Origin of the sequence: Nocardiopsis rhodophaea, assembly GCF_039530945.1 — a bacterium.
GTDB classification, from domain to species: domain Bacteria; phylum Actinomycetota; class Actinomycetes; order Streptosporangiales; family Streptosporangiaceae; genus Nocardiopsis_C; species Nocardiopsis_C rhodophaea.
In genome coordinates this window covers 198,736-223,855 of the sequence record NZ_BAAAPC010000004.1, presented here as the reverse complement: position 1 = coordinate 223,855, position 25,120 = coordinate 198,736, and the positions used below count along the sequence as shown (strand labels likewise).

Genomic DNA, 25,120 nt, shown 5'->3' with positions numbered 1-25,120 from the left:
ACCTGCTGCGGCCGCCGCACCGCTCTCCCTCCCCGCGGGGCCGCGCCCGCGCATCACGCGTCGTCCCCCTTGCATTGGCGGCGCACACGGATGAGCTCCTCGGCGATGGCGTACACGGGCCACGAGGCGTTGAGCCCACTCGGGTTGGGCAGCACCCACACAGGTGGAGGCCCGATGCGGTCCGTCTGTGGCCCGATCTGTGCTTTCGGACGGCCGAATGCCTGCCGGTAGGCGGTGACGCCGAGGACGGCAAGCAGGCGGGGGCGGTAGTGCTCCAGCCGTTCTCGTAGCGCGTCGCCGCCCGCGCGGAGCTCCTCGGCCGTCAGCTCGTCAGCGCGGGCGGTGGCGCGGGCCACGATATTGGTGATGCCCATTCCCCACTCGGGGAGGAGGTGCTGTTCATCGGGGCGCAGCTGCCGCGGTGTCCAACCGGATCGGTGCAGCGCGGGCCAGAACCGGTTGCCCGGGCGCGCGAAGTGGTGGCCGGTGTACCCGGAGTACAGCCCCGGGTTGATACCGCAGAACAGCACGTCGAGATCGGGCGCGATGACATCGGGGATCGTGGCGCCGTGCGCGGCCGCGAGCTCGGCCTTGGTCGGCCTCGCCGTGGGTGTCGCCTTCATGGGGTGTGGAGCCTACCTTCTCTCCGGTGTCTGTATGGTTCCCGCTGCGGGACCACTAGGAGAAGAACGAGGTGCCGATCAGCGTCAGGCCGGAGACCGTGACGACGACGAGCAGGGCGGTACGCATGAGCCCGGCGTCCACAACGCGGCGCAGCGGGCGCCCGGCGAGGAACCCCGCGCCGAGGAAGGGGATCAGCGCCGCACCTCCGCGGATCTCGTGAACGCCCAGCTGACCGCCCGCGGCGAGCATGGCGAGGGAGATCACGACGCCGACGAGGAAGAACCCGGCCAGGGTTCCGCGGACCTTCGCGGCCTCTTCGCTCTGGTAGAGCAGCGCCATGGGCGGTCCGCCGATGGAGGTGGCCGTGCCCGTGAGGCCGGACAGTGCTCCGGCGCACACGAGGGAGGACGGGGTGACCCGGGCGCGAACCGCTCGGACCGACAGCGCCACCGCGACGAGCACCATGGCGCCCACAGCGACCCGCAACATCATCGGGTCGAGCGTCGAGACCACCCACACGCCCAGGACCGATCCGGGGACGCGCCCGGGCACCGCCCAGGCCAGGCCGCGCCAGTCGATGTGACGCCACTCGGTGGCCAGGGTGAGCATGGGGAGCACGGCGGTCGCGACGAGCATGGCACCGGGCATCAGCGTGGGGTCGAGGAAAGAGACGACGGGCGCCGCGACCAGGCCGAGTCCCAGACCGACGCTGCTCTGCACCACGGCTCCGAGCATCACCGCGGTTCCGGCGACGAGGAGGAAGGTCATGTCGGGCATCGTTGAACGAGACTATTTCCCCGCATTCCTGACCTGAATACAGAGGTAGGATCTCCGGATCGATTTCGACCGCGGGCGGGACGGGACACGGGGGTCAGCCCCAGCCGCACCGCCGGTCGGCGGAGGCGCGGCGGTGGTCCGTTCCTCCCCCGATGCTCGATCGGATTCCGCATCGGCGTCTCCACTCTTCCGCGGAGAGACCGGCCGCGCCCGCCGGGAGCGGGAGTGGGGGCGCGGCCGGTCGACTAGGCGTGGCCGCTCCGCCGCGACGAGTCGGGGCGGGGGCACACGCGGGTCATCCTCGGGCGTGCGTCTTGCGGCTCCGTCGGGACATGGCGTCCAGGATCACCGCGATCAGCAGTACCAGGGCCGTGATCATGTAGCGGACCGACGCGTCCATCTGCAACAGGTACAGCCCGGACGTGATCGCGCCGAGCACCAGACCGCCCAGCAGTGCCGAATAGGCGTTGCCCCGCCCCCCGAAGAGGCTGGTGCCGCCGATGACCGCCGCGGCGATCGCGAGCATCAGCTCGTCACCGCCCGCGGTGTCGAGGCTCGCGGAGAACGAGCGCGACACCATCATCACGCCGCCGATCGCCGACAGCATGGAGGACAGCGCGAACACCGACATCCGGATCAGGTCGACGTTGATCCCGGCGCGGCGGGCCGCCTCGGCGCTCCCGCCGACCGCGAACACCATCCGCCCGTAGCGGGTCTTACGCAGCATCAGGTCGAAGGCGACCACGAACCCGACGAAGATCAGGAACGCCAGCGGCACCCCCTTGAACTGGTTCAGCACCGCTACGGCGCCGAAGAGGAGAACGGCCAGCAGGACCAGCAGCAGCGCGCGGAACGCGATCTCCAGGGGCGTCCGGGGAGGCAGGCCAGCGCGCACGCGGCGCCGTTCACCGTAGACGGTAGTGGCCGCGTACACCACCACCACGACCGCCGCGATCCCCCAGCCGACCGCGGGGACGAAGTAGGTCTGGGTGAGGTAGGCGATCGCGCCGCCATCGCTGATGTTGATCGTTCCGTCGGCGCCGAGCAGATAGATCTGCGCGCCCTGCCAGCCCAGGAGTCCGGCGAGGGTGACGACGAACGCCGGGACCCCGACTTTCGCGAAGATCGTGCCGTGGATGATGCCGATAACCAGGCCGACGCCGACGGCCGCCGCTATGGCGGCCCATTCGGGGACGCCCTGCTTGACGGTGAGGACGGCGAGGACCGCCGCCGACACCCCAGCCACCGACCCGATCGACAGGTCGATCTCGCCGAGCAGCAGCACCATGATCACGCCGGTGGTCATCAGGCCCACGGCGGCGATCTGCACGGTGAGGTTGGAAAGGTTCTGCGGGGACAGGAACCGCTCGTGCAGGGCCTGAAAGACGATCGAGATGACGATCAGGCCGGTCAGCACCGGCAGCGGCCCCAGTTCGCCGCCGCGCACGCGCTCCATGAGCGCGCGAAGGATGTCGGCGGGCGAGTGGGGCGCGGTGACGACCAGCCGCGGGTCGCGCTCGGGCATGCCGGGCGCCGGGGCGCCGGTGGAGACGGGGGTCTGCTGCGCCATCACGCTTCCTCCGTTCCGGCCACGGAGACCCGTCCGGACCGACGCGAGACAGGGTTGTCCGCGGCACCGGTGATGGCCGCGACGATCTCCTCGTAGCTGGTGTCCTCGACCCGGAAGTCACCGGCGTTGCGGCCCAGCCGCAGCACGGCGGCGCGGTCGGCGACCGCGCGCACGTCGGCCATGTTGTGGCTGATCAGGATGACGCCGAGCCCCTTGTCCCGGAGGCGCTCGATGAGGTCGAGCACCTGCGCGGTCTGGGCCACGCCCAGCGCGGCGGTGGGCTCGTCGAGCATGACGACCTTGGGGTCGCCGAGCAGGGAGCGGGCGATCGCGATGATCTGCCGCTGCCCCCCGGAGAGCGAGGCCACGGGAACCCGCAGGCTCGGGATGCTCACCGACAGGGAGTCGAGCAGCTCCTGAGCGCGCCGCTCCATCTCCACCTCGTCCAGCAGCCCGAGCCCGGTGTGCTCGGAGCCGAGGAAGAGGTTGGCCACGATGTCCAGGTTGTCGCAGAGCGCGAGGTCCTGGTAGATGGTCGCGATGCCGAGGCGCTGCGCGTCGTTCGGCTTGCCGATGGAGACCGGCTTCCCCTCCCACAGGATGGAGCCGCTGTCGGCCGGGTTCACCCCGGCGATCGTCTTGACCAGGGTGGACTTTCCGGCGCCGTTGTCGCCCAGCAGGGCGACGACCTCACCGGCCCCGACCCGCAGGTCGACTTCACTGAGCGCCTGGACGGCGCCGAACCTCTTGGATATCCCGGACAGCTCCAGGACTGGTGTGCTCAATGTCGTGTTCCCTCAGACTCCGCGTGCCGCGGGTTTCGGATGGTCCTTCGGGCGGACCCCTGGTGGACGGGTGGGCGGGTGGGTTGGCTCCTCGGGTCGCGGGGAGCGGCCGTGGCTTGCCGGTTCTCTGTCACTCAGCGCGGTGGGGCGTGGCCCTGGGCGGCGGGGTCCGTGTCCGCTCCCGCCATCGGCCAACCGCCGCCGGTGCAGATGGACACTCCCCGATTTCCCCGGGGCCATCGGCGGCCGTGTTCGCGGTCCGTTTTCCTACCTGCGATGTCACCGTTCGGCCGCGGTGTCCGGCCCCTACCGCCGTGGTGCCGGGGCCGGACACCGCGCCGGGCTACTTGCTGTCGTTGGCCGCCGCGCAGAAGTCGGTCGCGGCGTAGGCGTCGGTGCAGATCTCCTCGATGGTGTAGAAGCCGTCGGAGACGACCGTCTCCTCGACGTTCTCCTCGGTGACCGGGACGGGGTCGAGCAGCACCGCCTGGACCTTCTCTCCGTCGCCGCTCTCGACCTCGGTGAGGCCGATCTCGCCGCCGTCGTATTCCTCGCCGGTGGCCAAAGCGACCGCCATCGTGGCGGCGGTCTCGGCCTCGGGGCGGATGGCCTTGTAGACGGTCATGTACTGCTCACCGGCGATGATCCGCTGGATGCCGTGGATCTCGGCATCCTGTCCGGTGACCGGCGGCAGCTCGTCGACGCCCGCGCTCTTCAGCGCGGCCACGACGCCCTGGGCCATACCGTCGTTGGCGGCGTAGACGCCGACGATGTCGTCGGCGCCGATGGATGTGATCGCCTGCTCCATCTCGGTCTGCGCTCGGTCCGGCGACCAGTCGGGGGTGTCGTACTCTGCCCCGATCTCGGCCTCGTTGTCGAGGATCGCGTGGGCGCCGGCTTTGAAGTCCGCCGCGTTGGGATCGGTCGGCGAACCGTTGATCATGACGATCTCGCCCTCTCCGGCCGTCCCCTCCTTCTCCAGCGCCTCGACCAGCGCCTTGCCCTGCACCTCGCCGACCTTGCGGTTGTCGAAGGAGACGTAGTAGTCGACGCCGCCCTGGGCCAACCGGTCGTAGGCGACGACGGGCACGCCCTGGCCCTTGGCGTCCTTAACGATCTTCGCGGCCGACTCCGCGTCGACCGCGTCCAGGACGAGGACGTCGATTCCCGCGGTCAGCATGGCCTCGGCCTGCGCCTGCTGCTTGGCGGTCTCCTGGTCGGCGTTCTGGTACGAGAGTTCGCACTTCTCGCACAGCTCGGCCAGGGCTTTTTCGAAGTAGGGCTTGTCGAACTTCTCGTAGCGGGCGGTCTTGGACTCCGGCAGGAGCAGGCCGACCTTGAAGCCGTCCTCGATGCTGGCGGTGCCGCCCTCGGCGTCCCCGCTGGTGGTGGTCCCGCATCCCGCGGCGAGCAGCGCAAACGCGGCCGCGGTACCGACCGCGGCGCGGCTCACCATTCCAGTTCGCTTCTGCAACGGGGTGTCCTCCTCCTGGGCTCACACCGGGCAGGGGATGGGGGGGTGGCGCCCGGTGAGGTCATGGCGGGAAGTCAAACCCCCGGCAATCTTGCCGTCAAGGCGTGAACACATAACTGAAACGTCACGCGACATGGATTCAATGCGTGAATGCAACAGAAAGCCAGACCATGCCGGTGATGTGTGACACGTGAAGATCTGTGCCCATCCGCCGTGTTTATCGAATCGTGTCACTCGGCCGAGGCCGCGGCCAGCCGCAAGGCGCCCCGGAGCGCCGAGTCGGTGCTGAAGTCGGCCCGCACGATGCGCAGGTCGCGCACCGCGCTGCCCAGGGCGCCCAGCTGCACCTCGCGGCGCATCGGCTCCAGCAGCAGCTCCCCGGCCGCGGCCAGCTCGCCGCCGACGGTCACCAGGTCCGGGTTGAACGTGTTGACCAGGATCGCGATACCGCGGCCCAGCGCGCTCCCGGCCTCGGCGATGACGCGACGGCACCCCGGATCGCCGACGTCGGCAGCCGCCACGACCTGCGGGATCGTGGCGGGGCCACCGCCGTTCCCCTGTCCTTGCTGCCCGGGCAGCATGCCCAGCAGGTAGGGCGCCCCGGCCAGGGTCTCCAGGCAGCCCCGGTTTCCGCAGCGGCACACCTGCCCGCGCTCGTCCAACCCGATATGCCCGATCTCGCCCGCGTTACCGCGCGCACCGCGCAGCAGCTGACCGTTGATGACGATCCCGGCGCCCACGCCCTCGGAGAGCTGCACGTGGATGATGTGGTCCAGGCCGCGCCCGGCACCGGAGGCCGTCTCGGCCAGGGCACACAGGTTGGCGTCGTTCTCGGCCACCGCCCGCACCCCCAGCTTCTCGGTCAGGGCGTCGGCCGGGCAGAAGCCCGCCCAGCGGGGCAGGCAGCTGATATCACCGATCTCTCCGGTGGCCAGGTCGATGGGGCCGGGGATCGACGCGACAACGGAGGTCACCGTGGAATGGTCCACCCGAGCACCGGCCAGCACGGTCTCGACCAGCCACACCGCGCGCCGAACGCCCCGAACGGGGTCCGCGGCGACGTCATAGGCGACCGACTCCCGGGCCAGCGTCGTCCCCTGGCTGTCGCCGAGGGCGACGGTGAGCCCGGCCGGGGTGAAGTCGATGGCGACCGCGGCGCCGGGCGGACGCAGCAGGGTGATCGCGCGCGCCCGCCGCCCGTTCGACGACGTCTCGCGCACCGACACCGTCCCTGCCGCGCGGAGGTCGCGCACCATGTTGGAAACGCTGGCGGGAGACAGCCCCGTGGCGCGGGCGATCTCCGCCTGGGTGAGCGTGCCGCCGGCGCGCAGCGCCTCGACCACCCGACGCTGGTTGGCCCGACGCAGTTCCGCCTGGCTTCCCGGTGCCGCCTCGGTCTCGGTCACCGGGACTCCTTCGCAGATGCCCCCGGCATGAGCCGGGGGAGGAAGCGAGCCCCCGCGGAGCAGGGCGAGGACGGGGGTGTGCTGCCAGGGCGAACGGCCGCCTGCATGATCGGGGCCGGGGTACCGCGTGGATTGCGGCAGCCAAGCGCGTCCACCGCGCCGATCGGACACCACGACGGCACAGAACTCGCAGGCGTCGCCGCGGCACACCCGGCGGGTCCCGCCCCGGCCGATGGTGATGGAGTACGACCTTTCCGGTCGCTGACCTGTGGGGCTTCCTGAGCCAGGAATCGCCCTCCTGTGCTTGGGGGAGGGTTCACAGCGGGTTCCCCTTGTCACTCCTGAGTTCACGGGTTGATCCCGACCTGGACGGCCGGGCCCTCGGTGACAGGGAGCTTAGCCGCGATCCTCGGTCACCGCTCAGGGCGGCTGCTCCTCGGCCGTGGGCGGACGGCCCCGCTGCCGAAACCCGGCCGGGAGCCGGGACGGGACCGGGCGCGGCAGGCCGCAGTCGAGGGCGTCGCGCCCGGGATAGACTCCCGTCGCGTGCCTCTCCTTTCGACTTCCGCGCCCGACTGGGCCCCTGCCGCGGCGCGACTGGTGCGCGGTAGGCCGCCCCGTGCCGGGCGCTGCCGGGTGATGGCGGTGGAGGGGCCCTCCGGTGCGGGCAAGACCGCGGTGGCCGAGCGTCTCGCCGCCGAGCTGGACTGCCCGGTCCTGCACATGGACGACCTGTACCCGGGGTGGGACGGACTCGCGGCGTCGGTCCCGCTGGCGCGGGCGTGGCTGATCGAGCCGCTGCTGCGCGGCCGAAACCCGCGATGGCGGCCGTTCGACTGGGATCTGGGCCGCCACGCGACCGCGTGGCGGGAGGCGCCGGTCGGCGACGCACTGCTGATCGAGGGCTGCGGGACGGGCGCCGAGGAGCTGCGCCCATACCTGTCGGTCCTGGCCTGGGTGGAGGCCCCGGCTCCGCTACGCGGTCAACGCCTCGCGCGGCGCTGGGACGCCGACCTGTACGCGCCCTACCGGGAGATGTGGGCGCGTCAGGAGGACGCCTTCTACGCCGACCACCGCCCGCGCGAGCACGCCGACCTCATCATCGAGAACCCGGCGGCGGGACTGCTGTAGCGCCCCGCCCACCGCCGGGTCCCGGGTGGCTCGGTCGACGGCCGCCCGCCCCGGTCCCTCAGCCGCATGCGGGGCACGCACGAGGGGGCGGAGGAGAGGGTGGCCTAGCTGTCGTCCTCCATGTCCTCACCCTTCTCCTTGCCGTCCATCTCGCCGCCCTCGTCCATGGACTCGTCGTCCATGTTCTCCTGGCCTTCCTGGCCCTGCATCTCCTCGTCACCGGACTCCTGGCCGGACTCCTGCTCGTTCGAGACCTCGTCCCCGGAGCCCTCAGTGTCGTTGCAGGCGGTCAGCGGAACCGCGATGGCGAGGGCGATACCGCCGGCGGCGGCGAGGGAGCGAAGCCGCTTCATCGAGCGAATGGACATCTCGGTCTCCTTGTCTTCAGCGGGCATTGCGATTCCTGACGGGAGCGGGGGCGCTCCCGTCGATACCGTGACCGGTCGCGGTGACCGCACGGAGTCATGGGGGTGTCGGGCGGGGTAATCGCGCGGGTCGTGCGGTGGCTTCCGCCCCCTGCCCGAACGTCGGTCATTCCACGGTGACGTCGATCGTGTGCCAGCCGGTGGCGCCGTCGGGGGCAGGCGGGGACTCGTCCCCGGGCTGGAGCGCCCCGTTCCGATCGGTGGCGCGGACACTGAGCCGGTGCTCTCCCGGTCCGGCCTCCCACTCCAGCACCCACTGCCGCCAGGTGTCGGTCGTATCCTCCGCCGCGAGTCGGGCGGGGCGCCACGGGCCATCGTCCACCCGGACTTCGACGGCGTCCACGCCGACGCGCTGCGCCCAGGCGACACCGGCGACCACCACCGGTCCGGCGTCGAGCCGCGCCCCCGGCCTGGGGGTGTCGATGCGCGACTGGGTCTTGATGGGTGCCCGGTCCGACCATCCGCGGGGGACCCAGTAGGCGTCGAAGGCGTCGAACGTGGTCAGCTCGATCTCGACGATCCACTTGCACGCCGAGACGTATCCGTACAGGCCGGGGACGAGCATGCGCACCGGGAAGCCGTGCTCCGGCAGCAGGGGGCGGCCGTTCATGCCGAGCGCGAGCATCGCGTCGCGGCCATCGAGCACATCGGCCACGGGGGTGCCGATCGTCATGCCATCGGAGGAGCGCGACACGATTTGATCGGCCGGGCCGCCCTCGGAGGGCGGGCGGACACCCGCTTCCTCCAACAGCGCCGCCAGCGGGACCCCGATCCACCTGGCGTTGCCGATGTAGGACCCGCCCACGGGGTTGGAGACGCACGCCAGCGTGATGTCGCGTTCCATCAGGTCAGAGCGGTTGAGCAGGTCGTCGAAGGAGTACCGGCGCTCGGTAGCGCCCCGGCCGTGGATACGCAGGGTCCAGGCGGTGGCGTCGATGCGCGGCACGGACAGTGCGGTGTCGATGCGGAAGAAGGCGGTGGACGGGGTGAGGAAGGGGGCCAGCCCTTCCAGCTCCAAGTCAGCGCCGTCCGGGAGGGGTGGTGCGGGCGCGGCCGGGGCGGGAAGCGTGATCTTCCGAGCGGCCGCGGCGCTTTCGGCCTTCGACGACGCGTACCAGCGAGCACCCGCGCCGACACCGGCCGACACCGCTGCGGCGGCACCTGCGAGCAGGACGAATCCGCGGCGGTCGAACCCGCCGGGAGCCTCGGCGGCGGGAGTGGGCGTCGCCACCGCGTCCGGGCGGGTCGGCGGCGGGGCGGGGGCGAGGACGCCCGCGTCCTGTCGGGGTGCTTCGCGCGGAGCGCGGGTTAGCAGGAGACGGAGCAGCGCGATCGCGACGGCCGCGCCGAGCACCGAGGGCAGCCCGTCCAGCAGTCCGCCGTCCGGCCGGGTCAGCGCAGCGATGACACCGATCAGACCGGCCAGCACGATCCCGGCGTCGCCGATAGCGGGCCGACGCCGGGCCGCGCTCCCGACCAGGGCGGCGAGGGCGGCCAGCGTGACGGCCATCCCGCCCAGCAGCACGGCCTTGTCGGCGGTCCCGAAGGTCGCGACGGCGAACTCCTTGACCGGGCGCGGGACAAGATCGATGACCGCCGCGCCGACGACGAGCAGCGGGGTGGCCTCGGGTCGCGTGATGGCGCCGGCGACCTCGGCCGCCGCCAGTCCGGCGCCCGCGGCGACCAGCCCGCTCAACGCGCCGATGGCGGGGCGCACTACGGGGGCCGTGTCGCCGGACCCATCGGGCGTGGATGAATGATTCCGTTGATCCGACACGCCTCTGCTTCGGACCGGCGTGTGGCGGGGCAACGGAGACTTCGGTAACGAAAAGATAAATACGGCAGAACGGGGCACGAGCGGCGTCGCCGTCCGCATCCCCGCTCCGAATGCCAAAGTAAAAGACAGCTACGCGAAAGCACCAGGGGAAAGGGCGGTGGCCGGGGTGGAGCAGGCGGCACCGGTGGGCTCCCTACCGGAAGGCGGCGGCGCGGAGGTGCACCCACCGGATGATCTGGGCGACCTCCTGCGCCGCACCGCCCGCGGTGACCTCACCGCGTTCGAAGCGGTCTACCGCGACCTCTCCGGCCCCGTCTTCGGGCTGGCGCAGCGGGTGCTCCGGGACCGCGCCCAGGCCGAGGAGGTCACCCAGGAGGTGTTCACCGAGATGTGGCGGACGGCCGCCCGCTTCGACGCCGAGCGCGGCGGCGCGCGCTCCTGGGTGCTGACCATGGCGCACCGCCGCGCGGTCGACCGGGTCCGCTCCGAGCAGGCGGCCGCGACCCGCCTGGAGCAGGTCGGCCGGCTGGAACCGGACTCCTCCCCCGTCGATGACGTACCTGACCAGGTCGAACACCGACTGGAACGGGAGAAGGTACGGCGCTGCCTGCGCCGCCTGACCGAGGTCCAGCGCGAGACGGTGCGGCTGACCTACTACACCGGCTACACGCAGCGCGAGGCGGCCGAGCTGCTCCGGGTCCCCCTGACCACGGTCAAGGGCCGCCTGCGCGATGGACTGATCAAGCTGCGCGACTGCCTGGGGGTGGCCCAATGAGCACGCCGGACCACAACGCACCCGACAACAACGAGGTGCACGGCCTGACCGCCGCCTACGCGGTCGACGCGCTGACCGGCGAGGAGCGGGAGCGGGCCGAACGGCACCTGGCCGAGTGCGCCGACTGCCGCCGCGACCTGCGGGAGTTCCGGGCGACGACAACGCGGCTGGCCCACGGCGAGGCGGAGGCGCCCCCCGAGCGGGTCTGGGAACGGCTGCGCGCCGCCGTCCCGCACATCCGGCAGCTCCCGCCTCTGACGGCCGAGCGCGGCCAGGAGCCCGCCGGGGCCGAGACATCGGCACCCGCCGCGTCCGATGAGTCGACCCCCGAGGTGTCCGATCAACCCGCGCCCGTCGCGGCACTGCGGCGTCGCACGGTGGTGCCGTGGCTCGTCGCTGCCGCGTGCCTGGTCATCACGCTCATCCTGGGCGGTGTCGTGGTGTCGATGCAGCAGCGGATGGACGACATGCGGGCACACACGGCCGAGGTCGAGGCCCTGTTGGCGGCGTCCGACGCCCGGATGCGGGAGTCGGAGGTCTCGCACACCACCGCCCGCGCGACCGTTGTCACCTCCGAGAAGATGGACAGCGCCATGATCATGGTCGAGGGCCTGGCCCCGCCGCCTGAGGGCATGGGCTACCAGATGTGGCTGGTGGACGACGGCGGTATGCGCTCGGCCGGGATGCTGGAGCAGACGGCCGACGGGATGCTGTCGGGCATGGCCAAGGACCTGGGCTCGGCCCGCCAGATCGGCATCACCCTGGAACCGGCGTCCGGCATGCCCGAACCGAGCGAGGAGCCGATGAAGGTCGAGGTATAGGCCCTCGCCACGAGCACCCGCGCCTCGGTGAAAGCTCAGTAGCGGGCGCAGATCTCGCGGGTGAGCTGGAGTTCGCGGTCCCCCTCCGCAATCCCGGTGCGTAGGTGATCGACGCGGGCGGCGACTTCGACCTTTGCCGCCTGGGCGGCGTGCCGACGTGACTTGTACCCGTTGACAGGACCCGTGGTCACTTGGATGGCGATTGCCGCGACGACCAGCAAGACCTCCCAGGTGACCCAGCTGTCGAACGCGCCGTCAGCGTCAGCGGGAGAGTTCGATGCAACGTAGCCGAGGTTGATGCAGCCTGCGGGGACGAGCACAATCGCGGCCGCGAAGAGCAGGAACTTGGCCACGTACAACACTGTCTGCAAAAGCGCCCGCGAACGGGCCTTGTCCAGATCCGTGTGGGCCTGTTCCAGCTCCCGGCGCCACGTGCGCCGGTGCTTCGCCATCGTCCGGACCGTGCCTGCGGCGGTATGGACAGCGGCGGCGTATCCCGCGCGCTCGGGGCCCTGGGCGCGCTCCACGCGCTGCCAGAGCGCGTTGAACAGTTCCCGGGCCTCGTCGTCGCCGTTGCTGTCCGGAGGCTGGATCTGGCCGGGGCGAAGCAGGAAGGCCACGATCAGTCCGGCGTCGACGTAGACCGGCGGGGCCTGGCGCCATCCGTCGAGTCGTCCGCGCAGCTGCTCCAGGAAGGAGACGGCGGCAGATTCGGCCGTCTGCAGATCGTCGCCCAGCTGCCGCCGCAGGTCGCTGTCCGGGCCGTGGTAAAGGGCCATCGTGCGCAGCACATCCGGTCTGGCCAGGAGCAGCATTTCGTTGGCCGGCGGGGCGCCGGTGAACAACGGGCGCACGTCGGCGAAGAGTTCACGGAGACCGTCGACGGAGGCGTCCTGGCCGCGGAAGACCGGTGGGAGGTCGGGGCGCAGCTGGGCGATGAACCAGGCGACGGTCTGGTTGACGTCCTCGGATTTGCGGCGGAAGACGGAGCGGTCGACCGTGGTGTCGCCGACGTCGTCGACCATCCAGGAGCCCAGCACAGCCCGCTCGGACTCGTTGGCGAAGACGCGGACGGCCTCGCCCCAGTTCAGTTGCATGGCTGCGGCGAGTTCGGCGGCGTCGTTGTACTTTTCGCCCGCGAACCAGTAGGGCGGGATGCTTCCCGTTCCTGGCCGCTGTGTTGAGGCGGCCCCGAAGCCTTCTCCGCCGCCGGGCGGAACCACGGCGGTGCCGCGGTCGGGATCGACCGGTGGTTGCGCGTGGCGCGATGCCTCGTTGGTTTCGTCGGTCCCGGTGGGCGGCGCCGCGTGGGTGTAGGCCAGCGTCCCGCCCTGCGGCGTCCCGGGCGCCGATGCGCCCGGGGCGACGCGGGTGGGCGGGGTGGCGGGCGCGGCGGTCGTCGGGGACAGCTGGGGCTCCACGGTTGTGAGCGCGGTGGGTGACTCGACCGTGGTCGGCGAGGTCGGCGACACCACGGAGGTGGGGGCGTGCGAGGGATCCGCCGTCGCCGCACCGCCCTCGGCCGGGGCACCGCCGCCCGTGTCCCGGGTCGGCGTGCCGGTGACCAGCCAGTCCATGAGGGTCCGGGCGCTGGGACGGGCCTCGGGCGTCTTCTCCAGGCAGGCCAGCACAATGGGCAGCAGCGGGGCACCGAGGTCGCCGGTGTCGGGTTCGCCCGCCAGGATCCGGGCGATACGGGCCGCCTGCGTTGGAGCCGCGAACGCCTCGTGCCCGGTGGCGGCGTACACCATGACAGCGCCCCACGCGAAGATGTCCACGGCGGCGGTCAGCCGCGAGCCCTCCAGCTGCTCCGGAGCCATGTAGCCGATGGTCCCCACCACACCGCTGGCGGTGACGGAGGTCGCCTCCACGGCCCGGGCGATGCCGAAGTCGATGACGCGCGGGCCGTCGGCCGCGAGCATGATGTTCTCCGGCTTGAGGTCGCGGTGCACGACGCCCGCCGCGTGGATCGCCGTCAGCGCCGTGGCGGTGGACACGGCCAGCCGGTGGAGGTCGGCACCGTGGCGCGGCCCGTCGGCGCGCACGGATTCCAGGAGGGTGGGGCCGTCGATGTACTCCGAGGCGATCCACGGGGTCACGGCGTCGGGATCGGCGTCGAGGATGTCCGCCGTGCAGAATCCGCTGACCCGGCGCGCCTGGGTCACTTCCTCGGCGAATCTGCGACGGGCCTCGGCGTCGGAAGCCCAGCTGTCGTGCAGCAGCTTCAGCGCCACACGGCGGCCGTCAGGGTCCTCACCCAGGAACACCTCGCCGAATCCGCCTCGGCCAAGCCGTCGCACCAGCCGGTACTTGCCGATCGTCCGGTTACCGGCCGCCGTCTCGGGATGTTCGGTCATTCCCGTCTCTCTAGGAACCGAGCAAGCCGCCGGTTCCGACGACGTCCCCGAGGCGGCCCGATAGCGTGCGGCACGGGCCCTGCGGGGGATATGCGGGTGGGGGTACGGGATGCGACTATAGCCCCTCGTGTCCTTTTCCCGCCTCACGCGGTGGGTGTGGGCTCCCGGCCGTGAAAAGAGCGTGCCCGAGCCCGTCTCGACGAACGCCCGCGAGCGCACCCAGGAGGTGGGAGAAGAACTGCGGGCGGGTGTGCCACGCTGAGGGCAGCGTTCAGTCGGCACGTCAGAACCGGCCTTTGCCATCACCGGCCGCCGCACGGCGCACGTTAGCCGCCGCAGGCCACGTTTCTGTGACGTTTGTCGTCGATGCCCCAATAAGTCCTTTCGTGCCACCAATGCCCGCTATGTTGATCCTCTACATTCCCCTGGATCGACGCGGAGTTTTCATGCGTGCACTCATCCCCCGTATCCCCACCGGTCGCGGCGTGGCCGCCGCCACCCTCGCCACGGCCGCTGTATCCCTGTCGGGTTGCGGTTTCCTCATGGGCAATGCCTTCGACATCGAGGTCGGCGAATGCCTGGCGTCCGTCCCTCAGGACGGGGAGGTCTTCAACGTCGAGACCATCGACTGCGCGGAGACCCACGAAGGAGAGGTCTATGCGAACGTCACGCTTGATGACGGTGACTTCCCGGGCGTGAAGAAGATCGAGAAGACGGTCGACGCCCGGTGCTCGGAGGAGTTCGAGTCATTCGTCGGCATCGGCTACAACGATTCCGAACTGGAGTTCACCTCGCTGTACCCGACCGAGGAGTCGTGGAACACGTGGGACGACCGCCAGGTCACCTGCATCATCGCCGACCCCGAGGGCACCACGGGCTCGCTGAAGGGCGCCGAGCGCTGATTCGAAACCGCCCCCGCTCGTGGCGCTCGCCAACGAACGGGGGCCTGCGGAGTGACGTCTGACCGGCTGTCGATGACGGGCCCCGACGCGTACCGCGCCGGGGCACTGTTGTGTCATGCCACGCGCTTACGCCGGTACGGGTCGTGTTCTTCGCATCTCTGGGCGGCGCCCTGGCCAAGGTCTCGGCGGGAGGTGTCGAGGCCCCCGAGGCGCGTGCCGGGGGGCGCAAAATCGGTGAATCGAGCGGTCGAGCTCGTCCGGGGTGTCGCCGCAGATGAGCATCATGGCGTTCGCGTGTGCCGCCCAGTACTGACCGGTGGCTGAGCCGTACCAGAAGATCCATCCCGATCGGCTGTGGACGCTGCCCAGCCAGAAGAGTGCGGCGCGGCGCTTAGCGATGTCGTTGGGGTCGGTCGTCATGCGTCGCCTCCCTGCCGGTGTTCCTGGGCCTGAATCTCGGCGCGGAGGTTCGCGACGGTGCGGGCCGTGATCAACAGGACCTGACCGCCCTCCGATCGTGCGCGCCGCGTGGCCACGTAACTGGGGAAGCCCAGCTCGTCGTGCAGTTCACAGATGAGATAGCCGGGGAATTCGGCACGGAGCCGGATGACGTCGCTGCTGGGAAAGAGTCCGTACCCGGGCACAGGGATCACCGTGCCGTTCCGGAAGCGAGCGGTTCCCCCGCCGCATCCGGCGGATCGTCCCAGCTGATGGCGAAGAACATCCCGGATCCGTTCGGGGAGGCGGAGTGCCCCCAGCGGTCGGCGATCGCGTCGACCAGGAACAGGCCGCGACCGTGCTCGGCATCGTGGGCTGCCGGGCCGATGAACATCGCGAAGGGTGGCTCGTCGTCGTGCAGGTCGACGCGAAGACCGTTGCGACATAGGTGCACGCGAACGCGGAAGCCGTTGTGATCGTCGGGGTCACTCGCGTGCCGCAGGGAGTTGGACGCCAGCTCCGAGAGGAGGAGCAGGGCGTTGTCGGTCGGCTGGTCAGGGACGCCCGCCTGCGTCAACCGGGCACGCAGCCAGTCACGGGCGGCCTTGACACTGGGGGGTTCGCCAGCGAATCGGCGGCGGCTCAGCCGGAGGGGGAGCCTGGGAGTTCGGGTGGACGTGTCGGCGATACGTTGGGACATAGGTCCTCGCCTGCCTCTACAGGTGTGAGGGCTGAGGCCCTGGCCGAGTGGTTGCGCACTCTGGCTGGGGCCGTTTTTGTGCGCGCAAAGCTAACCACTTGTGGCGAAGCGGCCACGTGTTGCTCACGCACCACCTAGCATGAGCGCTTGAGCACGCTGACGCAAGGGACTATTAATAGTTCGTCGCATTTTTGCTTCGCATGCATCAGGCGACAGCTGGCAAGATGAGGCACTGCAACCAGCCTGACGCGTCGAGTGGAGTGGGTATGAGAACACGGCTCAGCTTGTCGGTCCGTGGCAAGCGGCTACTGCGCGAGCTGCGTCGGCATCGCATGGAGCGAGAGATGAGCCCCGAAGAGGTAGCCAGGCGGCTGGGGTGGCATAAGACGAAGCTCTATCGGATTGAGCGAGGCGAGAGTCGGCTCATCCTCGATGACCTTGAAGAGCTCTTGGAGCTGTACGGCGTGCGCTCCCCCGAACGTGAGTCCCTGTTCCAACTCGGCCGCGATGCCTGGAAACGTGGCTGGTGGCTTGCCTACAGGGACCTCTACCAGGGCGAGAGCTTCTTCGTCATGGAAAACGACGCCGCTAAGATCGGCTTCTACGCTCCGAATCTCCTCCCTGGGCTGCTGCAGACGGAGGACTACGCACGCTGCCTGATACGTGCCGCGCACCCCGACATGGCCGACGACGCCATCCAGCGCCAGGTCCAGGTCAGGATGGAGCGCCAAGCCATCCTCACCCGACGCAAGCCTCCGCGAATCCTCGCGGTTATGGACGAAGGCGTTCTTCGCCGCACCGTCGGAGGGGAAACGACCTACAAGAAGCAGCTTGAGCATCTGCTGGAGCTGGGGAAACGGCCGAACGTGGACCTCCATGTCATCCCTTTTCAAGCGGGCGAGCACATGGGGCAAGAAGGCCAGTTCACTCTCTTCGAGTTCCCCGACCCCGAGGACCCACCTGTCGCCTACCAGGAAGGGTTGTTCGGCGACGTCTACGTCGAAGACGTGGCCGATATGTCCCGTTATATGCTGGCCGCTGAAAAGTCTCTCGACGCGGCTCTCAGCAAAGCTGAGACTGTCGCGTTCATTGAACGCCTTGCGAAGGAGACCAGATAGATGGTCCGCGAGTCCGCCGAGCCGCTCTGGCGCACCAGCAGCTATAGCGGAGGCGGGAAAGAATGCGTCGAGGTCGCTCAGGCGGCGCGTGCGTCTCTGGTCCGAGACTCCCAGCACCCGGATCACGGTCACCTGTCGTTCGCGCTCCTCGACTGGAGCGCCTTCATCTCCTCCATCAAGAAGGGGGAACTGGACAGCTGACCCCACATAACTTCACACCTCGGGTGCGGCCCCGGACCTCATCCTGGTCCGGGGCCCTGCTGTATGTTCACGCTGTTCACCGCGGCTGGAAAACCCACGGTGACCTCGTGAACTTGGCAGCCCGAACAACGATGCACACGTGTGTCCGCAAACGGTCACAGGTTTGGCGTTCGGACCGCAAGCCGCGCTAGGGTCACGACTGCCCATCCCCCAAGCGCGCCTTCGCCCAAACCACATCTCCCCCAACCCGCGGAGAACACCGTGTCCCGCTTGTTCCCCCGATTCGAACTCGGCCGTGTGCCTGTTCTCGCTCCAAAGGGTCACCACCATGCGTGAAACGCTGCCGACCCCGCTCCGCGTAGCCCGGATTCTGCTGTTCGTACTGGCTGTTGTCGTCGGTCTGCAGATCGTCGGCGGCTTGATGATCTATGAGCTGGGGCCCGAACTCCTCGGCGTGCTCGTATGGACCGCGCTCCCCGGGATCGCAGCGCTACTCCTCGGCTTGAGGCTGCCCAAGGGCGGCCGAGGGATGATGGCGGCGATTTTGATCCTTCAGGCGTTCCTCCTCCTCTTCGCGCTTGGAAGGATCGGCAACGGCGACCCGCGAGGACTGACGAACCTCGTTTTCCCGGTTCTGATCACCGTCTTCGTCCTCCAGAAATCCTCTCGTGCCTTTCTGACGTCAGACTCTTCCGTCTCCAAATAAAAGCTGCGCTGCGACCTCCCACCCCCACCCTTGATAGGTCCTCCTGATGCTCCGCAGAATTCATGACCCTGATCGCGGTGCGAACATGATCGAATACGCCGCTGTCGTTCTCCTCGTCGCCGCGATCTTTAGCGCAGTCATGAACGCGGGAATCGGAGACCGCGTTGCGGCCGGAATCGAGCAAGCTCTGGCAGGGATCTATGGTGAGGAGAGCGGAAACAAGAGTGGTCCGACCGATCTCGCGGACAATGACGCCAGCCCAGACGACGCCACCGAGCAAGGCGCTAAAATCACGGGGACACCCGAAGGGTCCGCGACTCGCGAGTATGCCCGCACCCGCGGCACAGACGCTCCTACCGATGAGAACGGCGAACCGCTGAACTTGGCGCCGGACAGCGAGGTGACGCCGGAGGGACTCGGAGAGATCAATGATGACGACCCGCCGGTGGAACGGTTCCTCGATGCTCTGGCAGACGGCGCCGGTAACGATGCTTCAGGGGCTGTCGACGGCTTCTGGTCCCTCCTTACTGACCCCGTGGGAACCGCCAGCGACGCAGTGGACGCCATCGTCGAGGACCCCGTCGGACTGATCCTCAGCGAAGAGTTCCGAGACGCCTGGAAGAATGGAGACTGGCCAGCGGCCTTTGGCTATGGTCTGTGGGACGTCGGTACAACCCTCGTCGGTGGTGTCGGTCTGATCTTGAAGGCCAGCAAAGCTCTCAGCAAGGCGCCGACAGGGAACGGCGCGAAACCTCCAGAGGGAAGCGATACCGACAAGGACGGCGGAAAGCAGCCTGATAAAGAGGATTCCTCAGACTCCGAGAAGAACGATGGGGACAAAAACACGGCTGGGTGTTCAACGGGCAACAGCTTCCTTCCTGGCACCCCTGTCCTACTGGCGGACGGCACCACCTCCCCCATCGAAGATGTAGCAGTAGGCCACGCGGTCTGGGCCTTCGATCCCCTGACCGGTGAAGAAGGCCCGCGCCCAGTGACCGCCACCATCACCGGTTCGGGCGAGAAGACCCTCGTCGATATAACCATCGTCGATGACGAGGGCGATACGGGCTCGGTCACCGCCACCGACGGACACCCGTTCTGGGTGCCCGAGACGGCCGAGTGGGTCAACGCGATCGACCTGGAGCCAGGAACCTGGCTGCGCACATCTGGCGGCACCTGGGCGAAAGTTACAGCAGTTGAGAACCGCATCGTCACAAACCAGCAGGTTCACAACCTTACCGTTCAAGACCTCAACACGTACTACGTCCGCGCCGGAGCGGCCGAAGCGCTGACGCACAATGAGGAATGCTTCAAGTTCGATGAGCAGACCTGGAACGAACGCGATGATACGGACGGAATCGAGCACTCCAGCGATCGGCACGATGAGACAGGGGATCGATATAGGCCTGGCAAGGACAGTGTTTGGGAAAGTGAAATTGACAACAAGAAGAAGGCGGAACTTGCAAATGCAACAAAGGACATGGAGGGCACAATACAAAAGAATCCAAAGGGGGACGTTGTTGCCTACGAGGTGGACGCAGGCAAACCCATCGGGAAAAATCACGACGGATCCCATACAAGCACCTATACTGTGATTAGAGACAGATGGACTGGCGACTTGGTGACCATCCACCCAGGTCCAATTGAAAGGCCATCATAGGATGATCGTGAGCCTTCAGACCGAACGCGGACGCATTGAAGCTGAGGAGTCAATACGGGGAAACGAGCTTCTCCCCCAAGTCAACCCAGATGAGTATCCGATGATCGGCCATATCGACTTATATGGAAACACGATATTCAATAGACAGCAAATGGTCACACTCCTTAGTGAGGTAGAACGATTGAAAAAGGAATCGTTCATCACACAAACGCAGCAGGAATCCCTGGAATTGGTAGAACGTATGTGTCGTATGGGGACAAGAAAGGTCCACCGTTACCTTTGGTTCCTGGGAGATTGACCCTGCCTACGGCAAACAGACCCACACCGCCTCCTCGGGAGGCGGGCCAGGCGGTCGTGGTCTCGCTACGTCAAAAGGGAGCCGGTCGCTGGGTCGGTGTGCGGCACTTCGTCCGCTTCTGCCGGGGGATGGCCAGTAGCGGCGGAACTGCTACCGGAACGCCTTGGCGACATGGGGACAAGCCCGAACACACTGACCGTTGACGAGCTGCCCGCATCGTCGTGATCACGGGCTGATCGGGAGAGGGCCGATTATGGAGTCGCGGCTTGATCGGGTTGGCTGTCGGGCTGCTGATGGCGAAACGTGCGGTCGAGGTGCTGTCGGAGTCGGATGTGGCGGAACTGGTAGACGGCGCCGGTCTGGCGCAGCACACCACGGTGGTAAGCGTCATCGAGGAAGGCGACCAGATCCCAGGGGAGCTTGCCGGTGAGCGGGAGCCAGATGCGGGACAGCGTCAGCCATTGGCCCCAGGCGGTGAAGGCGAGCATGTAGGCGGCCGCGCCTCCGAGCCCTCCGGCTGCTCCGATGAGGAAGCCGTCCGGACCCCAGACCATTGGACCGAAGACGCCCTGGAGCAACTCGACGACCACGTGCCCGGACAGGAAGATTCCGAGGGTGAGCATCGGTACGAGTACCAGGAACTGCCGTCGCACGGTCGCGCGGTTGGAGGACAGCAGTCTGACCGGGGTGGCGGCGGCAGTGGTGACCATGGGGGCTTCGAGTGCGGCGAGGAGCCCGAAGACCAGCCCGGTCACCAATCCGAAGACCAGGCCGAAGACCAGCATGTTGATGAGTGTGACCTGTACCATACTCGTGGCCGTGAGTGAGAGCCCCTGGAACAGCACCCGTAGTACGGCGAGAGCGCACGCATAGCCGGTGCCCAACACGAACCCGCCCAGCAGCATGACGGTGAAGCGGGTGGTGAACGCGCGGAACGGTCTGGGGCTCACACCACGACTCGCAGCAGGAAGCCGCAGCCGTACGTGGGATGGCTGGAACTCGCCTCGGCGGTACATGGGAATGACGCAGTAGGCGGTTCCGAACGCGGCACCGGCGGACGGCCCGCTCAGGGCACCCTGCACCAGAATCCAGCCGAGGCCCACCGGCTCTCCGAGGACCCATAAGGAGAAAGCGAGGCCGACAGTCCACGCGGACACGGAAACGCACAGTGTGGATGCCAGCACGACGCTCAGGATGCGTGTCGAGAGCCGAAGCGAGCCCGCGATGCGCCACCACGCGATGTCCTGCCGACCGGGGTCCAGACGGGCAAGGTAGCCGAGCCAGTGCTGGGCTCGGTCCGGGTCCCACTGCTTCCGCAGTTGGCCGTCCTCGGCCCGCTCGGGGGCACGGCGCCGGTACAACGCCGGTACAAACCCCGCCAGCAGGTGCTCTTCAAGCAGGTCCCCCGTGGGGAAGCGCTCGGTGTCGAGCAGTTCCCGCGGGTCCGTTCCGGGTGTCTCGCTGTACATCGTCCGTGCCAGGTTGACCATCAGCGGGGTACGCAGAACCCGGGCGAGGTTCACGCTCTTTGGAGTCTGCCCGGCATGCAGCTCCTTCAGGACGCCATCCCATGTGCCCGCGTCCTGGTCGGGGCCGTTGCCGTGGGCAGCGTGCCGCGCGGTGCGGGGCAGATAGTCCGCGAGGTCATCGAGGGTGAGGTCGGTGAGTTCGATACCGGCGGCCCAGACCAGGGGCGGCTCTCCCCCGCGGACGGCTCGCTCGTACTCGTCACGTCGGCTGGTCAGGACGAGCGGCAGCGACGTGGTGTTGAGCGCGCGGAGCGCCTCGCCCCTCAATCCTTCGGCGATCTCATCGAAGCCGTCCAGGACCGGCAGGATCAGTTCGTCGTCGACCAGAGCGGCGGCCAGCGTCGCCCCGCCGGGGACCCGGCCGCTCAAGTGCGGATGGTCTCGCAGGAGCCCGTCGACCAGCAGGTCGCGCAACGAAGTGGTTGTCGGGTCCCAGGACCCGAGGCTGAATATCACCGGCACACGGTCGGGGGGATCCGGGGCCGAGAGGAGGTCAAGCGCGAACCTGATCGCCAGAATCGACTTCCCCGAGCCCGCCCTGCCGAGGATCACCAGCCGCCCCGAGGAAATGCGCCGGTAGGTCGCGGCCACGTTCCGCGCATCACCGCTGAGGTCCACCTCCCGCAAGGCCGCTCCCGGCGGAAGACGCTGGATGTTCTCTGCATGGTCCGTCAGTCCCGTCGGAGCCTGCTGCCACCGCACGGGAAGCGGAAACGGATCGTGAACCCGGCGCTGCCCCTCCTCCCGTCGCCAGCGACGTCTGACTTCTCTCGCCAGTGCTTCGGCAGCCTCGGCGAGCGCTGCGCCCGCGGGCTGCGTCCCGGAATCCGACCCGGGAAGCGGCAGCGACGGTGAGGCCCCCGGTGCCAGCCGCGAGGTGCCCGGCTCGGGTTGTCCGTTGCCCGGCAGGTCTGTCAGGTAACGCCGGTCTTCGGGACTGGCATTCAGGGCGTCCGCCAGCAGATTGATCGTCGCCAGCCGGTGGTCTGCTGACTTGCCAGACTCCAGTCTGCGGATGGTGCGCACGCTCACCTCGGCGCGTTCCGCAAGCTCTTCCTGTGTGAGACCCGCCTGCTTGCGCAGCCGACGTAGCGGCGTTCCTGAATGGTCCGTCACATCGGCCACCCTTCGCACGAATACGGGCGTTGAGAGCTTAGCGTGACGACCGGTCACATATGGCCGGTCCCCTGGCCTGTTCTGTGAGCAACGCGAACCACATGGTCGTTGCGGGTGGTCGTGTTCAGCACTCCGTGCCAGACCCCGGCAGAGCCGCCCTCGTCCACCCGGACAAAGGCGGGGCCGCCGCGCGGCGGCCCCGCCTCCTCCTGCTACTGCTCACAGAGGACACGATCCTGATGAGATCCCTACTGTCCCGCAGGTTCCGCGCCACCAGAGCCGTCACCGCAGCCACCGCGGTCCTGGCATTAGCTTCCGTCACCGGGCAGGTCGCCCACGCCGACACGCCCGCCGTCCCGGAGTTCGATGACGGATTCGGACTGAGCCAGGTCACGGAGGACAGGGAGGTGCACTCCAGCACCGATTTCTCGATCACGGTGACCACCCCCGAGGTGGCCGGCCAGCACAAGATCCGTATCTTCCTGCCCAGCGACTACGCGTCCGAGCCCGGCAAGCGGTGGCCGGTGACGTACTTCCTCCACGGCGGACCCGGCAACCCGGACGAGGCCGGCACGGTCGAGGCGCTGCGCTCCGACCAGATGATCACCGTCGCACCGGACGGGGGCCGGAAGGGCTGGTACGCCGACTGGCTCATGCAGGACACCGCCGAAGGCGCGGCCAACTGGGAGACCTTCCACCTCGAACAGGTCGTCCCCCTCATCGACGCCAACCTGCGCACCATCCCCGACCGCGGCCAACGCGCCGTCGTCGGGCTGTCCATGGGCGGCTTCGGCTCCATGCACTACGCCCAGACCCGACCCGACCTGTTCGGCCATGTCGCCTCGATGTCCGGCGGTATCGACTTCGGGAACTACGCCGTCCGCGGCGCCGTGGTGGCCACGGAGCTCAACCTCACGACCGCCTGGTGCGCCGTCTCCAGCTCGCGCGGATGCGCCGACTACGGCCCCGTCGTCGACAGCGACGCGATCTTCGGCTCCCCCTACCCCGTCTTCAACGCCGACCACATCTGGAGATCGGTCAACCCCGCGGCCTCCGCCAACCTGGCCAAGCTCGCCGACACCGGCATCACGCTCTACACCGGCGACAACGACCTCGTCGAGAACCACACCGCGGACGGCGTCGACATCGTCACATCCCGTCTGGACAAGCTCGGCATCCCCAGCCGTGCGGTCAACTACGGCGACGGGTCATCGCTCTCCCCAACATGCAACGGCGGCCACAACTACGGCTGCTGGGCACCCGCCTTCGCGGACTACATCCCCCGCCTAGAGGCCGCGTTCGCGGCCGAGGAGACGAAGTGACCTACCCCCGAGGAGCCGACACGATGGCAATGAAAACGAAGTGGAGCAGGACGCGGATCTCCGTCGTCATAGGCGCGGTGTGCGCGACCATGCTGGCGCTGCCGAGTCCAGCCGCGCACGCCCAGACGACCGGAGACGACCACGCCGACACGCTCGCGGCGCTGAAGGTCTTCCAGGCGAACGCCGGGCCAGGCGCGGCCATCCACGCAGGAGGCGGCGGCGACGCCTGGACCCTGTCCGTCGGCACGGGCGCCTGGCCCGCCAACCGGCCCATCAAGGCGGACGAGCACTTCCGTATCGGCAGCCAGACCAAGACCTTCACCGCGGCGGTGCTGTTGCAACTGGTGGACGAGAAAGAGATCTCCCTGGAGGCGCCCATCGGGGACTACCTTCCCGGTGTCGTCACCGGCAATGGCTATGACGGCACGCGCATCACCGTGCGCCAGCTGCTCCAACACACCAGCGGGATCGCTCCCTACGACCCGTATCCGATCACTCAGACGCCCAAGCCCAACCCCGACGGCACATACGACCTCTCCGCCTCGGTGCGGAAGGGGCTCAGTCGCGGCCCGGTCGCCGAGCCCGGTGCCAGCTTGACCTACTCCAACACCAACTACTTGATCCTCGGCATGCTCATCGAGAAGGTGACGGGTACGCAGGTGCACGAATCCATCACGGGCCGCATCATCGACCCGCTCGGCCTGACCCGCACCGCATTCCCCTCCCCGGGGAGCCGCACGCTGCCGAGCCCGGCCGTCAACGGCTATCACGGTTTGCGCATAGGCGGTGTCCGCCTCTGGCGCTCGGTCGTCACCTATGACCCGTCCCTCTACAGCAGCGCCGGAGCGATGGTCTCGACTCTGGAGGACCTGACGGCCTTCTATCAGGCACTGGTCGCAGGGGAGGTCATCTCTCCCGCGGGGCTGGACGAGATGCGGAAGGTGCGGGACCTGGGCGACTCCGGGGACGGCTACGGACTCGGCCTCAGCAAGCACAGCCTGCCCTGCGGGGGCGTGGCATGGGGCCACAACGGCGGGGTTCCCGGCTACCACACCTACACCCTGGTCACCGAGGACGGCCGCCATGCGTCCGCCGTGACCAACGTGTACTTCCTGACCAACAACCCAGGCGTCCAGCTGACCAACCTGATGGACACGGCCCTGTGCGAGGGCCAGCCAGAGCGGACCTGAACCCCCATCGGTCCCCGA

Annotated in this window: 23 protein-coding genes; 11 read left to right on the top strand and 12 right to left on the bottom strand. The window is 68.7% G+C overall.

What is annotated here, in order from left to right:
- Positions 1 to 53: 53 nt before the first annotated feature.
- The 6 genes from mug to ABD259_RS06200 form a co-directional block, all read right to left on the bottom strand.
- Positions 54 to 623 (bottom strand): G/U mismatch-specific DNA glycosylase, encoded by a 570-nt coding sequence (gene mug, locus ABD259_RS06225; RefSeq protein ID WP_344160741.1) that lies wholly within the window; start codon positions 621 to 623, stop codon positions 54 to 56.
- A 55-nt stretch (positions 624 to 678) separates the two neighbouring features.
- Positions 679 to 1,401: a TSUP family transporter gene (locus ABD259_RS06220; protein WP_344100049.1), complete on the bottom strand. Its 723-nt coding sequence runs from the start codon at positions 1,399 to 1,401 to the stop codon at positions 679 to 681.
- 295 nt (positions 1,402 to 1,696) lie between these two features.
- Positions 1,697 to 2,971: a sugar ABC transporter permease gene (locus ABD259_RS06215; protein WP_344160738.1), complete on the bottom strand. Its 1,275-nt coding sequence runs from the start codon at positions 2,969 to 2,971 to the stop codon at positions 1,697 to 1,699.
- Entirely contained in the window at positions 2,971 to 3,756 is a 786-nt protein-coding gene (locus ABD259_RS06210) for an ATP-binding cassette domain-containing protein (RefSeq protein ID WP_344100045.1), read from the bottom strand. The genes ABD259_RS06215 and ABD259_RS06210 overlap by 1 nt, the downstream gene beginning before the upstream one ends.
- Before the next feature lie 343 nt (positions 3,757 to 4,099).
- Positions 4,100 to 5,212, bottom strand: coding sequence for a sugar ABC transporter substrate-binding protein (locus tag ABD259_RS06205; RefSeq protein ID WP_344100266.1), 1,113 nt, complete (start codon positions 5,210 to 5,212; stop codon positions 4,100 to 4,102).
- 248 nt (positions 5,213 to 5,460) lie between these two features.
- On the bottom strand, positions 5,461 to 6,636 hold the full coding sequence (locus ABD259_RS06200; protein ID WP_344100044.1) for an ROK family transcriptional regulator: 1,176 nt from the start codon (positions 6,634 to 6,636) through the stop codon (positions 5,461 to 5,463).
- Positions 6,637 to 7,182: 546 nt separating this feature from the next.
- Between ABD259_RS06200 and ABD259_RS06195 the strand changes: the two genes are divergently transcribed.
- Positions 7,183 to 7,767 carry a nucleoside/nucleotide kinase family protein gene (locus ABD259_RS06195; RefSeq protein WP_344100043.1) on the top strand — a complete coding sequence of 195 codons (585 nt, stop codon included), beginning with the start codon at positions 7,183 to 7,185 and terminating at the stop codon, positions 7,765 to 7,767.
- A 104-nt stretch (positions 7,768 to 7,871) separates the two neighbouring features.
- Here ABD259_RS06195 and ABD259_RS06190 read toward each other — a convergent pair whose 3' ends face one another.
- Entirely contained in the window at positions 7,872 to 8,162 is a 291-nt protein-coding gene (locus tag ABD259_RS06190; RefSeq protein WP_344100042.1) for a hypothetical protein, read from the bottom strand.
- Between the two features lie 136 nt (positions 8,163 to 8,298).
- Positions 8,299 to 9,909 carry a molybdopterin-dependent oxidoreductase gene (locus tag ABD259_RS06185; RefSeq protein ID WP_344160735.1) on the bottom strand — a complete coding sequence of 537 codons (1,611 nt, stop codon included), beginning with the start codon at positions 9,907 to 9,909 and terminating at the stop codon, positions 8,299 to 8,301.
- 217 nt (positions 9,910 to 10,126) lie between these two features.
- On the opposite strand from ABD259_RS06185, the gene sigK reads away from it, so the two are divergent.
- On the top strand, positions 10,127 to 10,744 hold the full coding sequence (gene sigK, locus ABD259_RS06180) for an ECF RNA polymerase sigma factor SigK (RefSeq protein WP_425573486.1): 618 nt from the start codon (positions 10,127 to 10,129) through the stop codon (positions 10,742 to 10,744).
- Positions 10,741 to 11,565 carry an anti-sigma factor gene (locus ABD259_RS06175; RefSeq protein ID WP_344160733.1) on the top strand — a complete coding sequence of 275 codons (825 nt, stop codon included), beginning with the start codon at positions 10,741 to 10,743 and terminating at the stop codon, positions 11,563 to 11,565. Before sigK ends, ABD259_RS06175 begins: the two co-directional genes overlap by 4 nt.
- A gap of 35 nt (positions 11,566 to 11,600) precedes the next feature.
- Here the strand turns inward: ABD259_RS06175 and ABD259_RS06170 are convergent, their stop codons facing one another.
- On the bottom strand, positions 11,601 to 13,922 hold the full coding sequence (locus ABD259_RS06170; RefSeq protein ID WP_344160730.1) for a serine/threonine protein kinase: 2,322 nt from the start codon (positions 13,920 to 13,922) through the stop codon (positions 11,601 to 11,603).
- A 446-nt stretch (positions 13,923 to 14,368) separates the two neighbouring features.
- On the opposite strand from ABD259_RS06170, the gene ABD259_RS06165 reads away from it, so the two are divergent.
- Positions 14,369 to 14,824, top strand: coding sequence for a septum formation family protein (locus ABD259_RS06165; protein ID WP_344160727.1), 456 nt, complete (start codon positions 14,369 to 14,371; stop codon positions 14,822 to 14,824).
- Positions 14,825 to 15,240: 416 nt separating this feature from the next.
- Here the strand turns inward: ABD259_RS06165 and ABD259_RS06160 are convergent, their stop codons facing one another.
- A complete protein-coding gene (locus ABD259_RS06160; protein WP_344160724.1) occupies positions 15,241 to 15,468 on the bottom strand; it encodes a hypothetical protein in 228 nt (75 codons plus the stop codon).
- Between the two features lie 5 nt (positions 15,469 to 15,473).
- The gene (locus ABD259_RS06155) at positions 15,474 to 15,962 is read right to left on the bottom strand and encodes an ATP-binding protein (protein WP_344160722.1); all 489 of its coding nucleotides are present in this window, start codon (positions 15,960 to 15,962) and stop codon (positions 15,474 to 15,476) included.
- A gap of 200 nt (positions 15,963 to 16,162) precedes the next feature.
- Between ABD259_RS06155 and ABD259_RS06150 the strand changes: the two genes are divergently transcribed.
- The 5 genes from ABD259_RS06150 to ABD259_RS06130 all read left to right on the top strand — a co-directional run bounded on the left by ABD259_RS06150 (position 16,163) and on the right by ABD259_RS06130 (position 19,945).
- Positions 16,163 to 17,080, top strand: coding sequence for a helix-turn-helix domain-containing protein (locus ABD259_RS06150; protein ID WP_344100030.1), 918 nt, complete (start codon positions 16,163 to 16,165; stop codon positions 17,078 to 17,080).
- Positions 17,081 to 17,281: a DUF397 domain-containing protein gene (locus ABD259_RS06145; protein WP_344100028.1), complete on the top strand. Its 201-nt coding sequence runs from the start codon at positions 17,081 to 17,083 to the stop codon at positions 17,279 to 17,281.
- Between the two features lie 328 nt (positions 17,282 to 17,609).
- Positions 17,610 to 17,987: a hypothetical protein gene (locus ABD259_RS06140; protein WP_344100026.1), complete on the top strand. Its 378-nt coding sequence runs from the start codon at positions 17,610 to 17,612 to the stop codon at positions 17,985 to 17,987.
- Between the two features lie 85 nt (positions 17,988 to 18,072).
- Entirely contained in the window at positions 18,073 to 19,647 is a 1,575-nt protein-coding gene (locus ABD259_RS06135) for a polymorphic toxin-type HINT domain-containing protein (protein ID WP_344100024.1), read from the top strand.
- A gap of 7 nt (positions 19,648 to 19,654) precedes the next feature.
- On the top strand, positions 19,655 to 19,945 hold the full coding sequence (locus ABD259_RS06130) for a hypothetical protein (protein WP_344100022.1): 291 nt from the start codon (positions 19,655 to 19,657) through the stop codon (positions 19,943 to 19,945).
- A 251-nt stretch (positions 19,946 to 20,196) separates the two neighbouring features.
- On the opposite strand, the gene ABD259_RS06125 is transcribed toward ABD259_RS06130, so the two are convergent.
- Positions 20,197 to 22,590 carry a helix-turn-helix domain-containing protein gene (locus ABD259_RS06125; protein ID WP_344100020.1) on the bottom strand — a complete coding sequence of 798 codons (2,394 nt, stop codon included), beginning with the start codon at positions 22,588 to 22,590 and terminating at the stop codon, positions 20,197 to 20,199.
- 239 nt (positions 22,591 to 22,829) lie between these two features.
- On the opposite strand from ABD259_RS06125, the gene ABD259_RS06120 reads away from it, so the two are divergent.
- Together ABD259_RS06120 and ABD259_RS06115 are read left to right on the top strand one after the other, a co-directional pair.
- Complete coding sequence (locus tag ABD259_RS06120; protein ID WP_344100018.1) at positions 22,830 to 23,912, top strand: alpha/beta hydrolase; 1,083 nt, start codon at positions 22,830 to 22,832, stop codon at positions 23,910 to 23,912.
- Positions 23,913 to 23,935: 23 nt separating this feature from the next.
- Complete coding sequence (locus tag ABD259_RS06115) at positions 23,936 to 25,102, top strand: serine hydrolase domain-containing protein (RefSeq protein WP_344100016.1); 1,167 nt, start codon at positions 23,936 to 23,938, stop codon at positions 25,100 to 25,102.
- Positions 25,103 to 25,120 lie beyond the last annotated feature (18 nt).

Coding starts and splice junctions, on each gene's coding strand:
- mug (WP_344160741.1), bottom strand. CDS start 623: ATGAAGGCGACACCCACGGCGAGGCCGACCAAGGCCGAGCTCGCGGCC.
- ABD259_RS06220 (WP_344100049.1), bottom strand. CDS start 1,401: ATGCCCGACATGACCTTCCTCCTCGTCGCCGGAACCGCGGTGATGCTC.
- ABD259_RS06215 (WP_344160738.1), bottom strand. CDS start 2,971: ATGGCGCAGCAGACCCCCGTCTCCACCGGCGCCCCGGCGCCCGGCATG.
- ABD259_RS06205 (WP_344100266.1), bottom strand. CDS start 5,212: ATGGTGAGCCGCGCCGCGGTCGGTACCGCGGCCGCGTTTGCGCTGCTC.
- ABD259_RS06190 (WP_344100042.1), bottom strand. CDS start 8,162: ATGCCCGCTGAAGACAAGGAGACCGAGATGTCCATTCGCTCGATGAAG.
- ABD259_RS06175 (WP_344160733.1), top strand. CDS start 10,741: ATGAGCACGCCGGACCACAACGCACCCGACAACAACGAGGTGCACGGC.
- ABD259_RS06170 (WP_344160730.1), bottom strand. CDS start 13,922: ATGACCGAACATCCCGAGACGGCGGCCGGTAACCGGACGATCGGCAAG.
- ABD259_RS06165 (WP_344160727.1), top strand. CDS start 14,369: ATGCGTGCACTCATCCCCCGTATCCCCACCGGTCGCGGCGTGGCCGCC.
- ABD259_RS06155 (WP_344160722.1), bottom strand. CDS start 15,962: ATGTCCCAACGTATCGCCGACACGTCCACCCGAACTCCCAGGCTCCCC.
- ABD259_RS06150 (WP_344100030.1), top strand. CDS start 16,163: ATGCATCAGGCGACAGCTGGCAAGATGAGGCACTGCAACCAGCCTGAC.
- ABD259_RS06145 (WP_344100028.1), top strand. CDS start 17,081: ATGGTCCGCGAGTCCGCCGAGCCGCTCTGGCGCACCAGCAGCTATAGC.
- ABD259_RS06140 (WP_344100026.1), top strand. CDS start 17,610: ATGCGTGAAACGCTGCCGACCCCGCTCCGCGTAGCCCGGATTCTGCTG.
- ABD259_RS06135 (WP_344100024.1), top strand. CDS start 18,073: ATGATCGAATACGCCGCTGTCGTTCTCCTCGTCGCCGCGATCTTTAGC.
- ABD259_RS06120 (WP_344100018.1), top strand. CDS start 22,830: ATGAGATCCCTACTGTCCCGCAGGTTCCGCGCCACCAGAGCCGTCACC.
- ABD259_RS06115 (WP_344100016.1), top strand. CDS start 23,936: ATGGCAATGAAAACGAAGTGGAGCAGGACGCGGATCTCCGTCGTCATA.